General features: G+C 54.4%; 14 protein-coding genes. 13 read left to right on the top strand and 1 reads right to left on the bottom strand.

The window, feature by feature from the left end:
• On the bottom strand, positions 1–132 hold a 132-nt coding region (locus HY768_08905), incomplete at its 3' end, for an ISAzo13 family transposase (GenBank protein MBI4727321.1).
• A 317-nt stretch (positions 133–449) separates the two neighbouring features.
• On the opposite strand from HY768_08905, the gene HY768_08900 reads away from it, so the two are divergent.
• The 13 genes from HY768_08900 to HY768_08840 all read left to right on the top strand — a co-directional run.
• Positions 450–1,286, top strand: a complete 837-nt coding sequence (locus tag HY768_08900) for a hypothetical protein (GenBank protein MBI4727320.1) — start codon at positions 450–452, stop codon at positions 1,284–1,286.
• Between the two features lie 110 nt (positions 1,287–1,396).
• Complete coding sequence (locus HY768_08895; protein ID MBI4727319.1) at positions 1,397–3,553, top strand: UvrD-helicase domain-containing protein; 2,157 nt, start codon at positions 1,397–1,399, stop codon at positions 3,551–3,553.
• A 594-nt stretch (positions 3,554–4,147) separates the two neighbouring features.
• Entirely contained in the window at positions 4,148–4,792 is a 645-nt protein-coding gene (locus HY768_08890; protein ID MBI4727318.1) for a hypothetical protein, read from the top strand.
• Between the two features lie 596 nt (positions 4,793–5,388).
• On the top strand, positions 5,389–6,033 hold the full coding sequence (locus HY768_08885; protein MBI4727317.1) for a MotA/TolQ/ExbB proton channel family protein: 645 nt from the start codon (positions 5,389–5,391) through the stop codon (positions 6,031–6,033).
• Between the two features lies 1 nt (position 6,034).
• Entirely contained in the window at positions 6,035–6,442 is a 408-nt protein-coding gene (locus HY768_08880) for a biopolymer transporter ExbD (protein ID MBI4727316.1), read from the top strand.
• Between the two features lie 105 nt (positions 6,443–6,547).
• Positions 6,548–7,174 (top strand): TonB C-terminal domain-containing protein, encoded by a 627-nt coding sequence (locus HY768_08875; protein ID MBI4727315.1) that lies wholly within the window; start codon positions 6,548–6,550, stop codon positions 7,172–7,174.
• A 217-nt stretch (positions 7,175–7,391) separates the two neighbouring features.
• Positions 7,392–8,642: a Tol-Pal system beta propeller repeat protein TolB gene (gene tolB / locus HY768_08870; GenBank protein MBI4727314.1), complete on the top strand. Its 1,251-nt coding sequence runs from the start codon at positions 7,392–7,394 to the stop codon at positions 8,640–8,642.
• Positions 8,643–8,736: 94 nt separating this feature from the next.
• Positions 8,737–9,243 (top strand): hypothetical protein, encoded by a 507-nt coding sequence (locus HY768_08865; protein MBI4727313.1) that lies wholly within the window; start codon positions 8,737–8,739, stop codon positions 9,241–9,243.
• 33 nt (positions 9,244–9,276) lie between these two features.
• Positions 9,277–10,833, top strand: coding sequence for a T9SS type A sorting domain-containing protein (locus HY768_08860; GenBank protein MBI4727312.1), 1,557 nt, complete (start codon positions 9,277–9,279; stop codon positions 10,831–10,833).
• 10 nt (positions 10,834–10,843) lie between these two features.
• Positions 10,844–11,737, top strand: coding sequence for a PorV/PorQ family protein (locus HY768_08855; GenBank protein ID MBI4727311.1), 894 nt, complete (start codon positions 10,844–10,846; stop codon positions 11,735–11,737).
• Between the two features lie 124 nt (positions 11,738–11,861).
• A complete protein-coding gene (pal, locus tag HY768_08850; protein MBI4727310.1) occupies positions 11,862–12,365 on the top strand; it encodes a peptidoglycan-associated lipoprotein Pal in 504 nt (167 codons plus the stop codon).
• A 425-nt stretch (positions 12,366–12,790) separates the two neighbouring features.
• Positions 12,791–13,510 (top strand): tol-pal system protein YbgF, encoded by a 720-nt coding sequence (gene ybgF, locus HY768_08845; GenBank protein ID MBI4727309.1) that lies wholly within the window; start codon positions 12,791–12,793, stop codon positions 13,508–13,510.
• Between the two features lie 212 nt (positions 13,511–13,722).
• On the top strand, positions 13,723–14,156 hold a 434-nt coding region (locus HY768_08840), incomplete at its 3' end, for a hypothetical protein (protein MBI4727308.1).

Below are 14,156 nucleotides of genomic sequence, written 5' to 3'. Positions count from 1 at the left end.
GCGATTAAGATCGTATACGCCATAAGGAATCGCCTTGCCATTTTTGCTGTCCACAAAGTCATGCAGCTTAACTTTTTCCGGGTCGCCTTTACGTCGCCATTCCTGCCCGGCCTTCTTGAAGCGCCCAACCAATTCTTTCTTTATTGACGGGTCTCAAGCAGATAGATATGATAGGCCAACGCTTGCTGTCAATAGAAGGTTTTACCGTCAGGGTGATATTGATGACAGAGCAAGATGGGATAGAGTCCGTGTTGGCATAAGAAGCAACCAAGATACATGGAAAGATTTGAATAAAGTCAAAATCTTTTTAAATACAGAACAAGAATATTTAAGCCCGGAAATTTGATGTTCTAGGGCTTTTTTTATTTTTACCGGTTGACAGAACATATTTCAAGGTGTTATCATTAAAAGTTAAAGCCAATACTCAAAAAAACATTAGGAGAGGGAATATGAGAAAAAATACTTTATTCCTGGCTGTGTGGCTGACCACGGCTGGTCTGGCCGCCGCCGCCGAGATAACCATCGACGGCAGCCGCCTGGAGGGATCGTCGCACAATGCCAGGGCCGCAGGACAATACGCCCAGTTGGCCGGGTTCTTTACCTATGGCGCCGCCGAATACCTGGCGCCTCTGCCGGTCTCTGCCGACAGGGTAAAAATGGAGGTGTCCTTTGACAACCAGCGGGGCAAGTGGCTGAAGATGTACGTCTACAACTACGGCACAGTCTACGACGATCCCAGCTACCGCAACAAGAACCTGGTCCCCAACTGGCGGCTGTGGCAGGCCACCAACGGCACCGGCAGCTGGAGCACCAAGAATCCCGAATATCTTTACACCACCTCTTCGGACGGAAGGCTGGATTATCTGGGCCCCGATAACAAACTGAAAATCCTGTTCTACGCCGACGGCGGGGTGCCCTACATTGGCGACGGCCGGTTTTTGATCAAGCAGATAAAGATCATATACTCCTCCAGCGAGGCCGTGGCCGCCCAAATCATCACTTCGGCCAACGCTTGGATCGAGGGGGACTTTTTACTGGTCAGGGGCGTGGGGAAGGGCAAGACCAAAATTGATCTGCCGGGATACGAAAGCATGACCAAGTCCCAGGCTCTGAGGGCGGCCCGGGTGACGGCCTACAAAAACCTGGGAATTGCCCTGGGCAAAATATCGCCCAAAGGCGGAACGGCCAACATCCCGGGGGCCAAGGTCCGGTCTACAAAATTCATGGAGGACGGCTCGGCGGAGATGGTACTGGAACTGCCGCTGGCGGAACTTCAACCGAAGTGATGACAGTGAACCTGATCGGAACCGGTAACAGTGATTTGTGAACCCTTTACCTTAACCACGAACAACTAACAACGAACACCAAACTGCAAGCATTACAAAGCAAACATTGGATGGAACTGCTCAACAATCTCAACCCTCCCCAGCGCCAGGCCGTCACCTATTTAGACGGCCCGGTGCTCATTCTGGCCGGGGCCGGCTCGGGCAAGACCCGGGTATTGACTCACCGCCTGGCTTATATCACCGGCATCGGGGCCTGTCCTCTCAGGAACATACTGGCGGTTACCTTCACCAACAAGGCGGCGGCCGAGATGAAACAGCGAGTGGCCGCCCTGCTGCACCGGCCGGCCGAGGGCCTGTGGATCGGAACCTTTCACTCCGTCTGCGCCCGGATCCTGCGCAAAGATGGATTCCGGCTGGGCTACGGCCGGGACTTCACTATTTACGACGAATCCGATAAACTGTCGCTGATCAAAAAGGCAATGTCGGACCTGGCCATTCCCGAACGCCGGGTGTCTCCCCAGGCCGTTATTTCCCGCATCTCCGGGGCCAAGGACCAGATGATCGGGCCGGAGGAGTACCAGAAGACCGCCTATGATTTTTTTGAAAAGGAAGTGGCCCGGATCTACCCGGCCTACCAGCAGGCCCTGCTCAACAATCAGGCAATAGATTTTGATGACCTGCTGGTCAATGCGGTGCGGCTGTTCCAGGAAAATCCGGCCACCCTGGAGGAATATACCCAGAAATTCAAACATATCCTGGTGGATGAATACCAGGACACCAACCATGCCCAGTATCTGCTGATAAAACTGCTCTCCGTCAAAACCCGCCGGCTGTGCGTGGTGGGCGACGACGACCAGTCCATCTACGGCTTCCGGGGGGCCGATATCCGCAATATCCTGGAGTTCGAAAAGGATTTTCCCGAGGCCAAGGTGATCAGGCTGGAGCAGAACTACCGATCCACCAAGACCATTCTGGAATGCGCCAACCAGGTGGTCAAGAACAACCTGGGGCGGAAGGGCAAGAACCTGTGGACCGAGAACCTGACCGGGGAGAAAGCGGCTTTGTGGCAGGCATGGGACGAGCGGGACGAGGCCGAAAAAATAGCCTTAAGCATCAAATCCAATTTAAGCCGGGGATCGCTGAAAGACATGGTGGTGCTCTACCGCACCAACGCCCAGAGCCGGGCGCTGGAGGACGCCTGCCGCCGGTATTCCCTGCCTTACCTGATCGTGGGCGGGGTAAAATTCTACGAGCGCAAGGAGATCAAGGACCTGCTGGCTTACCTTAAAGCTACGGTCAACCACGCCGACGGGGTCAGTTTAAAGCGGATCGTGAACGAGCCGCCCCGGGGCCTAGGCGACGCCAGTCTAATGCGGATCGAGGCCTGGGCCGCCGAACAAAATATCAACTTATACCAAGCCCTGGGACAGGCCGACCAAGTGCCGGGGCTGGGCCCGGGGATCAAGGTGGCCGCCAAAAATTTCCACGGCTTGATGGAGGAACTGAAAACCCGGGCTTTGACCCGGACCGCCGAAGAAGTTCTTAAGTATCTGGTGGAGAAGACCGGTTACTTAAAATATCTGAAGGGACAGTATTCCGGCAGCGACGAAGCCGACAGCCGGGCCGAGAACGTAGGCGAACTGGCGGCCGCGGCCAATGATTTCTGCCAGCGGTCGGAGGACAAATCGCTGCCGGCTTTTTTGGCCGAAGTGTCGCTGGTGGCCGACATCGACCGCTGGGACCCCCGGTCCCAGGCCGTTACTTTGATGACCATGCACAATGCCAAGGGTCTGGAGTTTGACCACGTTTACATCGCCGGGCTGGAGGACGGGCTGCTGCCACATTCGGCGTCGGTTGATTCCCGCCAGAAGCTGGAGGAGGAGAGAAGGCTTTTCTATGTGGCCATCACCCGGGCCAAAAAGAGCCTGCATCTTTGCCTGGCCTCTTCCCGCCGCTGCTTCGGCGGACTGATACCGGCGGCACCTTCGCGCTTTCTGGCCGAGCTTCCCCGGGAACTGCTGGAGGTGCAGAGCCGGGCCAGTCAGACTGAAATCACCCGGACTGCTGCGGTCGAAGAAATGGACCAGGATATAGCGGAAACCAAAACCATAAAGGGGAAAGCCGTCTGGCATTCGGTTTGGGGCCGGGGCCAGGTGGTAGAGGTGGAGGGCGACGGCCAGGAAATGAAGCTATCCATAGTGTTTTCCGGGGGATTGAGGAAGAAAGTTCTGGCCAGTTTCGTGGTCCAGGGATTGAAAAGCTCATAACAGAGTAAACAGTCTCTGGTCAACATTCCGGTCACAAAGCCCTTGTTCGTTGGCTTCGTGTCATTCCCGGCTTGACCGGAAATTCAGGAGAAAAACCGACACATTATCATATCATCTGGAGTCAGACTTATGGATAGGAAAGAATATCAAAAAACCTATCGGAATGGAAATCTTAAACTATGTGAACAAATTGGGGCATGGTGGGATTTCCATCCAGGATATTTAAAAAAGTGGTTAAAATTATTGCCAACTGCCTTAATATTAGGCATATTAAGCTTTATAATAACTATAAAATTAAGCAAACCGGACACGATACTTTTATCAATATTTACGTTTCTTTATTCGCCCATATTGCTGTATTACATTTTTCATTTCAATAGATAAATGGGCATTAAACTTGGGTATCATACATAAACATGTTACGCAAGGACGGATTACTTCTTTATTGTTTGCAAACTGAAAGGGTGCCATACTTTTGGCGTCGGTTTATGTATGCCGGCCGTTCTTCGCCTTGACTTTGCGCCGTTTCTTTGTTATATTTGACCGGTGAGGTTTGAACCGGCTTACATCTGCCTGCACCGTTCAGGACAGCTTATGACCAGAAGCCAGGAAGCCCGAGGCCTCCTGGCTTCGTGTCAATTATGCCCCCGCCAGTGCGGGGTAAACCGGGCGCAAAACCAAAAGGGTTTCTGCCGCAGCGGCCGGTTGCCCATTGTTTCCAGCTATAATGCTCATCTGGGCGAGGAACCGCCAATATCAGGCTCCAGGGGTTCGGGCACCATATTCTTTGCCAACTGCAATATGGCCTGCGTTTACTGCCAGAACTGGCCCATCAGCCAGCTGGGCCAGGGCCAGGAGGTTACCTTTGATCGTCTGGCCGGGATGATGCTGGAACTACAGGAGCGGGGCTGCCACAATATCAACTTCGTCACGCCTTCGCACATGATCGCCCAGATTCTTATAGCCCTGCCCCTGGCGGTGGAAACGGGCTTCAACCTGCCGCTGGTCTACAATTCCAGCGGATACGATTCCCAAAATTCCTTAAAACTTATGGACGGCGTGGTGGACATTTACCTGCCCGAGGCCGAGACCATCAAGGGCAAAGCCGTCCGGCATTCGGTTTGGGGCCGGGGCCAGGTGGTAGATATAGAAGGGGACGGCGATGATATGAAACTTTCCATAGTGTTCAAAGGAGGGGTGAAGAAAAAGATCATGGCCGGATTTGTGGAGTTCATATAATTTGATTCTTGATTTAAACCCCGTCGCTTGGGGCGGGGAACCACATTGGGGTGTGGGGGCAAAACCCCCACCATAGCAACGGTAGTCAGCAACTGTGGTAAGCGGCTTGGAAACCCCGCCGCTTGAGGCGGGGTAATTCATTTCGAAAAAACTGAATAAACAAATAAATCCGGCCGCTGCATTAAATAAGTTTGTTGAATCTTGTTAACGCTCTGTTCCCCGCTTTCGCGAGGACAAATTTTAGCGTCATGTCATACCTGCACCTCAGAGCTTCGGCATAAACTCCAGCAGGTATCCCAGTGAATATATGGATTCCCGCTCCCCGTTTTCACGAGGACAAGCTTTGCGGGAATGACATAATCGCACCGACAATATGCTTTCACAAGTGAAGCAATGTCTACTAATGGTTCGGCAGGCCTGCGTGCCAAAACGTCGGCACTACGGCGTGCAGGCAGGCTCACCACAAGTTATATGCTCCGAGTAGTAAGATAGTAGCTAAAGGTAAAGAAAATCACCAAACAAAATCACATAAACACTGCATTTCAGGAGAACTCTTAATGTTCCATACTTTTTCCAAGGGATCCATCTGGGGCCTGATGCTGGGCTACGACGTCTTCACCAACCTGATTATGTTCTCACTGGTTTACTTGTCGGTCTATTCCTGGTCGGTGATAATCTACAAAAACCGCTGCTTCAAAAAAATAAAACAGGCCAACAAAAAGTTCATGGAATCCTTCCGCCGGCGCAAAACCTTCAACGATCCCTTTAAGTCCGCCAATACCGATTCCGCCAGCTTTGCCGTGCTGGCCGAGGGTCTGGCCGAGGCCCAGCGCCTCTCCGGCGGCGAACAGGTCTCGTTTCCCCTGGAGGTGCTGCCCAACATCCAGGCGGCCATGGAGCGGTCAATCGGCCAGCAGGAGGAGGACCTTTCCAGCAAGCTGATCTCGCTGGCCTCCATCACCAGCATCTCGCCGCTTCTCGGTCTGTTGGGCACGGTCTGGGGCATTATGATCGCTTTTGTGGACATCAAGAACTTCGGGTCATCCAGCATTCAAGTAGTTGCCCCTGGGATCGCCGAGGCCCTGGTGACCACCATCGCCGGGCTGGTGGTGGCCATTCCGGCCTCCATGGCCTACAACGCCTTCAATGCCAACATCCGGCAGATGACGCTGGAGATGGAGAACCTGTCATCGGAGTTCCTGGGGGACCTGCGGATGCACTCGGTCTACGGAGGAAAGTAAGATGCGACGCCAACGCTCCGGCCTGCAGCCGATGGCCATGATCAACATGACGAATTTGATAGACGTCTGCATGGTGCTGCTGATAACCTTCATGATCACCGCGCCTATGATGCGCTCCGGGATGGACGTGGCCTTACCCAAGTCGTCATCCACCAAACCCCAGGTGGAGGAGGGACTGACCATCACTTTGACCTCCGGCGGCAAGATCATCGTCTCCAACCAGACCGTGTCCCAGAGTGCGTTTCCCAAGGTGATCAAAGGGATCCTGGCCACAAACCCCAGCCAGCCGGTGTATTTGAAGGCCGACAAGACCGTGCCCTACGGGCTGGTGGTGGAAGTGATCGGGCAACTGAAGGAGCTGAAGGTAACCAATTTGGGGCTGGTAACAGAACCTAAGATGTCAAAGTAAGAACCTATCCGCAGATTACGCAGATGAACGCAGATATAACTTAGACCTCTACTCTACCCCTCGCCTAAAGCATTGGGAGAGGGAAGGGTGAGGTTAATGGTATAAATGAAAAAGGCCTTCGTCATATCATTCTTCATTCACCTGGCTTTTCTGCTGGGGATCTTCACCGCTTCCTACGTACTGAAAGCGTCGGCCAAGCCTATCTATCCCCAGGTCTACCAGGTCAGCTTGGTCTCGCTGCCGGCCGCGGCGCCGGAGGCAACGGAATCTCAGGAAATGACCGGGCCGCAGGTTCCGGAGGAAAAGCCCAAGCCGGAACCGTCGCCCAAGAAGGCAAAACCGCCCGAAAAGAAAAAGCCAGCCCCGACCCCGGCCAAAACGGCGTCGCCCAAAACCAATACCGCCGGGCTTCCCAAGGGCATGAAGATCGTGTCCTCCGAGGGCGGCGTGCCGTCGGATTCCTATTACCTGGCGCTGATCCTCTCCAAAATCAGTCGGAACTGGAACAATCCCTACCAGGGAAAAAAGGAAACGGTCAGAGCTCAAATTTATTTCCGGATTGACAAGAACGGGAAACTGCAGGAAGTGAAGATCGAGAATTCCTCCGGCGACGCCATCTTCGACCAGTCGGCCCTGCGGGCGGTGTACGACGCCAAGATATTCCCGCCCCTGCCCGAGGAGATGAAGCTTTCCAACCTGGGGGTGCATTTTGAATTTGAGTACGTGAAGTAACGGCCCGCGCTTGCGCGCCGCCGGACACAGAGCTCTTCGGCAGGCTCAGGATAAACTCAATCGAAGTGTGGCGGTGTTTCAGCGCGCAAGCACGAAAAACACGAAAATTCAGCGATCCATTCAATGATATCGCTGGTAAATCATCAATGGTCATAAATAACCATACTTTTATGATATGAAAAGAAGATATTATCTCTCATTTCTGGTTACTATAATATTGTGCCAAAACGCATTCTCCCAGGCGGACGTCTACTTAAAACTTTCCACCTCGGAGCGACGGCAGCTGGAACTGGGCATCGCCCCGCTGCAAACACAGGACGCCAAGGCTGCCCCCGAAGCCGCGGCCGCCGCCCAGAAGATGCTGGACATCATCGGCGACGACATGGCCTTTTCCCTGTATTTCAAGATCGTCTATCCGCCCTCGCTGCTGGAGGGCTACGGGCTTAAAAAGGGCAAGCTGGACATCGGGGTCTGGCAGATGCTGGAAGCCAGGCAGGTGCTGGTCCCCGAGCTGAGGCAGGAGAAGAAGAAAACCACTCTTAAGTTGTCGGTCTTCGACCTGGGCATCCAGCGCCAAGTCTTCAGCAAAGAGATTGATCCCGACGGCTCAAGAGCTGCGGCCCACGCAGCCAGCGACCAGATAATCAAGAATCTGACCGGCGAGAACGGGGTGGCTTCCACTAAAATTGCCTTCAGCCTGAAAAGCGGACGGAACAAGGAACTGGTGCTGGCCGATTACGACGGCGGCAGTTTCAGATCTTTGACCAATTTCAATTCCATCAATATTTCGCCGGACTGGCAGCCTCATGGGCGGGCGTTGGCCTTCGTCTCGTTCTACCGCAACCGCACCGACGTGATGTCACTGAACCTGGCCACCGGCAAGACGGTCATCATCTCTCAGACCGAAGGATTAAATACTTCCCCTGCTTGGTCGCCTGACGGAAAGTCCCTGGCTCTTACATTATCCAAGGACGGCAACGCCGAAATATACCTATTGTCCGCCGATAGCAGGGAGCTGCGCCGGCTGACAAATTCCTGGGCCATAGATTGCTCGCCCTCCTGGTCGCCCAACGGCCGGGAGCTGGTGTTCAACTCCGACCGACCCGGCTCGCCCCAACTGTATATCATGGACAGCGAAGGGGCCAATGTCCGACGGCTGACCTACCAAGGCGGCTACAACACCTCGCCTTGCTGGTCTCCCCGGGGCGACAAGATCGCCTTCGTCTCCCGGATCGACGGAAATTTCCAGATCTGCACCGTCGCCATCACCGGGGACAACTTCGTCCAGCTGACCTACGAGGGCGACAACGAAGATCCCAGCTGGTCGCCGGACGGCCTGCATCTGTGCTTTTCCTCCAGCCGCACCGGGAGCCACCAGATCTGGCGGATGCACTGGGACGGCAGCGCCCAGCAGGCCATCACCAATAATAACGGTTCGTACATGCCGTCCTGGGGCCCGGCGCAGTAAAAAGTTTCTGGTTGACTAAAAATAAGATTTAAGGTATAATCAATAACGATCAAAGTTCTTTTAAACCCCTAGTTCTACTTTATAGGAGCCGGCCATGAAGAAATATTTGTTGCCCGTACTCTGCCTCGCCGTTGCGTGCCCGACGTTGTGCGCGGCCGGATTCGCTAAGAACGCCTCGTATGCCGGCCCGCTGCTGGGGTTCGGCTGGCACGACCTGATGCTGGGCGGCCAGTACGAGTATGGTGTGTCGCCGTACGTCGGGGTGGGCGCCATCGGTGGATTCTCGCGCAAATCGTTCGACTATTACTGGGGCGAGCTCTCCTACACCTACGTTTCCCTGGGCTTCCAGTGCAACTACCATTTTACGCAGGCGAAGGGATTAGACCTGTTCGCCGGCGGCGTGCTGGGCTATGACATCGTCTCCTGCTCCGAGAAATACTACCCCGGCTACGACTGGTACCGGGGCTGGAAGGCCTCGGGCAGCGCGATGTTCATCGGGCCGATAGTCAGCGCCAACTTTCCGGTCGACAAAAAAACCGGCATTCAGGCCAGGTTGGGCTATCCGTTCTATTTGGCCGGAGGCGTGAATTTTAAATTCTAACCAGCATAAAAAAAATCTTAAGCGGGTACAAAAATGATCAAAATAGCGATGCTCCTGCTTCTGCTGTTGCCGAGCCTGGCCTCGGCCCAGGTTATTGCCTGGGGCAGCAGGGTCCGGGTCGACGACGCCCCCGGCGATACCATTCATCCGGCCAGCCATCCCTACACCATCATTGACGACAGCCTGCGGATCTTCTCGGCCTGGGAGGACGACCGGGACAACGACGGCAAGCATGCCATCTGCTTTGCCCGTTCCAACGACAGAGGGGGTACCTTTTCGACAAATATCGCCGTCGCCCCGGATACGGTGGACAACGTCTATCCCTGGCTGGTCAAGGGCAGCAAAAACAGCGTCTATGTGGTGTGGCAGGCCCTGGACGCGGGCAACAACTGGAAGATATATTTCTCCAGGTCGGGGAATGGAGGCAACACTTTCGACGCCCCGGACACAGTCCAGGGGATAAATATCTATAATCCTTATGATGGCAGTTTCGACGGGCCCACCCCTAAGGTGGCGGTGGATCCCCGCGACAGCATCCTGTACTTGGTTTGGACAAACTACGAGAGCGGTATCGGTCGCTATCGCGTCAAATGCGCCCGGTCGCTGACCCGCAACAATGTCTTTATCGGCGAAACCTTTGTATCCTCGCCCGATTCCCAAGCGCTCCATCCGGCGGTTGACGTCGGCGACAACGGTAAGGTGTTCGTGGCCTATGTATCATTCGATGGCAATAACCAGGACAAGTGTGAAATCGTTTCAACTCATTCGGCCGACTACGGCCTAACGTTTGATTCGACGCGGTTGCTCGTTAATGACGATCCCGGCAGCAACCGCAAGCGGGATTTCCCCAACCTGTACCGGACCGGTAATAAGGTGGCGGTGATCTGGCAGGATACCCGGCTGCAGTCCAACACCCAGCCCAATTTGTTCTTCAGCCAGAAGAGCGACAGCCAGACTGCTTTTTCGGCAAACATCAAGGCCGACAACGGCGGCGGCACTAATAATTACAGCCCGAGGATCGCGGTCGACCGCACCAATAACAATCTGGTTATAGCCTGGCATAGCAATGCACGGGCCGACGGCGGCTTTGAACTGCGAATGTGCGCCTACAACGACACTGTTGGCCAGTTCCGGCCCTCATATACCGTTCCCAACACCTATACCGGCACCAGCACCGCCGGGTTCGGCAAGGATTACTATCCGCCGGCCCTGGCCATTGCCAACATCAACAGCGTCACCAATTTCTTCCTGGTCTGGCAGGATTTGGGAGAGGACGCCTCGGGCAACATCTATTGCATCCGGGGCACGGTAACCAATAATATCCCCCATGCGAATCTGGACGAACTGAAGGTCTATCCCAATCCCTTCAAGAAATGGCTGGGTTACGGTAACGTCACCTTTGAAAACCTGACCGCCACGGCCACCATCAAAATATTTGATATAAAGGGACGTTTGGTAACAACCATCGAAGAGACCAACGGGGACGGCGAAGCCATTTGGAATCCAAACGTAGCCAGCGGGATATACCTGTACCTGGCAACAAATTCCCAGGGCCAGAAGAAGACGGGTAAGATTGCCATACTGAAATGAGGAGAAGGAAATGAAAACGATTATATTATCCGCGGTCTGCATCGTACTGGCTGCCACCGCCGTTCTATCCATGAACGCCGGCGACAAAGCGGGCCTGTTCCTAACCCTGCCCCAGGGCGGGCGTCCCACCGCCATGGGCGAAGCCTTCACCGGGATCACCGGCGATATTTACTGCGGCCAATGGAATCCGGCCGGTTTGGCGGACCTGAGTTCCTTGACCATGACAGCATCCCTGGCACCGACCTACCTGGATATGTCCTATGGATATCTGTCTGCAGCCCTGCCATACCGCCGCAACACATTCGGTCTGGCCATCAGCTATTTCAATTACGGAGACCTGCAAGGCTGGGACCAAAACGGCTTGAATCCGGCCTCCTTCAATGCCATGGACCTCGGCCTGGCCATGCTGTATGCCCGCTCGTTTCCGGGCCATAAGATGGCGCTGGGGGGGTCTCTAAAGTTGTTGCGCGAGCCCATCGAAAATGAATCAGCCACCGCCGTGATGTTGGATGCCGGAGCCACCAAGCGGATCAACCGGTTTACCCTGGGCGTCAGCCTTAAAAATCTCGGTTCGGGGTTAAAGTTCAACAGCGAATCGTCAGGACTGCCCGTCACGCTCTCAGCGGGCGGGACCTATTATTTCATAGATCTGCCGTTGGTCCCGGCCATTTCTCTCGATGTCCCGTTTGACGGACATCCGGTAATTTCCCTGGGGGCGGAATACTCTCTGGCCAACTATCTGTCGTTAAGGACAGGATTGCGAACCGAGCGCGATCAGGGATTTGCTTCCTGGCTACGCGGGGGTTTTGGCGTAAACTATAATGGGTTTGGAGTGGATTATGCCATGATCCCAGGCAACGAACTGGGATATACCCATGTTGTGACCATAGGATATCATAAATAACCAGGGATTTCGTTTTGATCGAAATTCAGGAACATCGGAAAAAGATTCGGGCAGAAAATCACTTCAAACGGTTCGTTAGTGAACAATTAAAATTAAGATAAACTATATTAGGAAAGGCGTTTTCATGAAAAATCAGTTTACAATTATTTTTCTGTTTTTAACCTTGATGATGATCTTTGGCTGCGCCAAGAAACAGACCGTGAAACAGGAAGAACCCGTAAAACAGCCGGAGGCGGCCGTCCCGGCCCCGGTGGCGCCCCCTCCGGCCGAGGCCCAGCCAGCGGCACCCAAGATCGAATTCAAGACCGTATATTTTGCCTTTGATTCCTATTCCCTGAACGATGCGGGCAAGGCATTGCTGAACCAGGCCGGAGGCCTGTTGCGCAGTTATCCCGACATCTCTTTACGACTGGAAGGCCACTGCGACGAACGGGGCACGGCCGAATACAATCTGGCCCTGGGCGAAAAGCGGGCCAACGCCGTCCGGGAATATTTGGAGAACCTGGGGGTCAGCCGCTCCCGCCTTTCCACCGTCAGCTTCGGCAAGGAAAAGCCCGCTGCCACTGGTAATGACGAAGCCAGCTGGGCCAGAAACCGCCGGGTGGAGATAGTTCCTTTAGCAAAGTAAACAAAAGAGACCGACAACGTAAGGGCAATTCATCCTACTACGTGCGCTCCTGCGAACTACGTAGGACGCGTAAATTGCCCCAATAGCAAGGACGCGGCAGCCCACTACGCCTGTCTATGCCGAGTGCCTCCGCTAAAGCCTTGGCACTCGAGGAAGCCATATATTAAAGCGTAGGCGGAAGCTATGGCACTCGTGAAGGCCCAATATAAAAGCGTAAGCGGACGGCACTTCCTGCCCGCCAGATGGCTTACAAAAAGGCAGACGGGGAAGAAGGCAAGCATAGTAGCGACAGCGGAAGCGGCTACGCGCCTGTGCGCTGAAGCGCTTCGGCGCGCAAGCGCACAGGCAGGCCGAAGTATGCAAAAATACTTACCCAAGGCTACGTAGGCTGTATGCCGTGTCCCGAGGATATAAAGAAAAGAATCATGAAAAGAACGCTGTTTTTGGTTTCCTTTGCTTTATCGGTACTGGCGGCCCTGCCCGGCTGCGGGATGAAGAAGGAATATATCCGAGTTACCGACCAGCTCGATTCCATCGAACTGCGGGAGAAAAGGATCGAGCGCCGGACCGCCGCGCTGGACAGCCTGAGCCAGGTCCAGATGGGGCTGCTCTACGAACTGCGGGCCGAGCTGAAGAGCCTGTCCGCCTCGGCCGGCGAGAAATGGAGCATAGCCGAGCAGCAGCAGGAGGACAACAAATACCGTCCGTTGTCCGTCGGCCCCAGCCAGCCGGATCCCAAGGCGCCGGCCCCCGAACCGAAGACCGAGGCCCCGACGGAGACGAACCCCAAGAAACTATACGATGCTTCGTATCTCGACATCACCAAGGGCAACTACGACCTGGCCCTGTCCGGGTTCAACGAGTTCATCAAGCGGTTTCCCAAGCACGATCTGGCCGATAACGCCCAGTACTGGATCGGCGAAGGTTTTTACGCCCAGAAAAAATACGATTCCGCCCTAGCCGAGTTTGAAAAAGTGGTGGGGAACTATCCGGGAAAGGACAAGGAGCCGGCCGCGCTGTATAAGATAGGCCTGTGCCTTCAGGAAATGGGAGACAAGGATAAAGCCAGGCAATACTGGCAGCTATTGGCGAAAAAATATCCCAAAAGCCCCGAAGCCGCCTTGGCCAAGGATAGGTTGAAATAAAGGGTTCTCCAGAAAAATCAAGAAAACAATGAAAAAGGCCCTTCCATTTGGGAAGAGGCCTTTTTGCATCATTTTTTTGTTGACTTCGACACTTATTTCCCGCCGGCGACTGTAACCTATTGGTATTTCGGCAAGGATTTCAGCATCTCAAAATGTAGTGCCCCAGAGAAAATAGTTCTTGACAAACAAGCCAGTTTATGGTATAATCCGGCATGTTTGTACGAGTCAAAGAAAAAGCCAACGGCAAGAAGGCGATTCAGATTGTTGAAACCTATCGCCGCGGGGACAAGGTCCATCAAAAGATCGTCCGCCATATCGGCCAGGCCGTTACCGATACCGAAATAGAAGCCCTCAAGCAACTGGCCCAAGCCATCCTGGTCGAGGTGGAAAACCGACGGCAGCCGGTATTGCCCCTGGTGGCGCCCGAAGACATCTACGGTCGTAAGAAACCTAGGCCGGAAGTCTCCGACATCGTGGCCGTCAAGAATCTCCGGGAAGAGCAGCGGATCATCGAAGGTATCGGCGATGTGTTCGGCAAACTATACGATGACCTGGGGTTTGGCAACATCCTCGGTTCCCGCCGCGCCGATGAGCGATGGAACGGCATTTTGAAGAGCTGCGTCCTGGCCCGACTGGCCAACCCGGC

It is taken from the genome of candidate division TA06 bacterium (assembly GCA_016208585.1).
In the GTDB taxonomy this organism is placed as follows: Bacteria; Edwardsbacteria; AC1; order AC1; family EtOH8; genus UBA5202.
This window is presented reverse-complemented; position numbering and strand designations above follow the sequence as displayed.

Excerpts from the sequence above, each read along its gene's own strand:
- HY768_08900 (MBI4727320.1), top strand. The coding sequence starts at position 450 with ATGAGAAAAAATACTTTATTCCTGGCTGTGTGGCTGACCACGGCTGGT.
- HY768_08895 (MBI4727319.1), top strand. The coding sequence starts at position 1,397 with ATGGAACTGCTCAACAATCTCAACCCTCCCCAGCGCCAGGCCGTCACC.
- HY768_08890 (MBI4727318.1), top strand. The coding sequence starts at position 4,148 with ATGACCAGAAGCCAGGAAGCCCGAGGCCTCCTGGCTTCGTGTCAATTA.
- HY768_08885 (MBI4727317.1), top strand. The coding sequence starts at position 5,389 with ATGCTGGGCTACGACGTCTTCACCAACCTGATTATGTTCTCACTGGTT.
- HY768_08880 (MBI4727316.1), top strand. The coding sequence starts at position 6,035 with ATGCGACGCCAACGCTCCGGCCTGCAGCCGATGGCCATGATCAACATG.
- HY768_08875 (MBI4727315.1), top strand. The coding sequence starts at position 6,548 with ATGAAAAAGGCCTTCGTCATATCATTCTTCATTCACCTGGCTTTTCTG.
- HY768_08865 (MBI4727313.1), top strand. The coding sequence starts at position 8,737 with ATGAAGAAATATTTGTTGCCCGTACTCTGCCTCGCCGTTGCGTGCCCG.
- HY768_08860 (MBI4727312.1), top strand. The coding sequence starts at position 9,277 with ATGATCAAAATAGCGATGCTCCTGCTTCTGCTGTTGCCGAGCCTGGCC.
- HY768_08855 (MBI4727311.1), top strand. The coding sequence starts at position 10,844 with ATGAAAACGATTATATTATCCGCGGTCTGCATCGTACTGGCTGCCACC.
- pal (MBI4727310.1), top strand. The coding sequence starts at position 11,862 with ATGAAAAATCAGTTTACAATTATTTTTCTGTTTTTAACCTTGATGATG.
- ybgF (MBI4727309.1), top strand. The coding sequence starts at position 12,791 with ATGAAAAGAACGCTGTTTTTGGTTTCCTTTGCTTTATCGGTACTGGCG.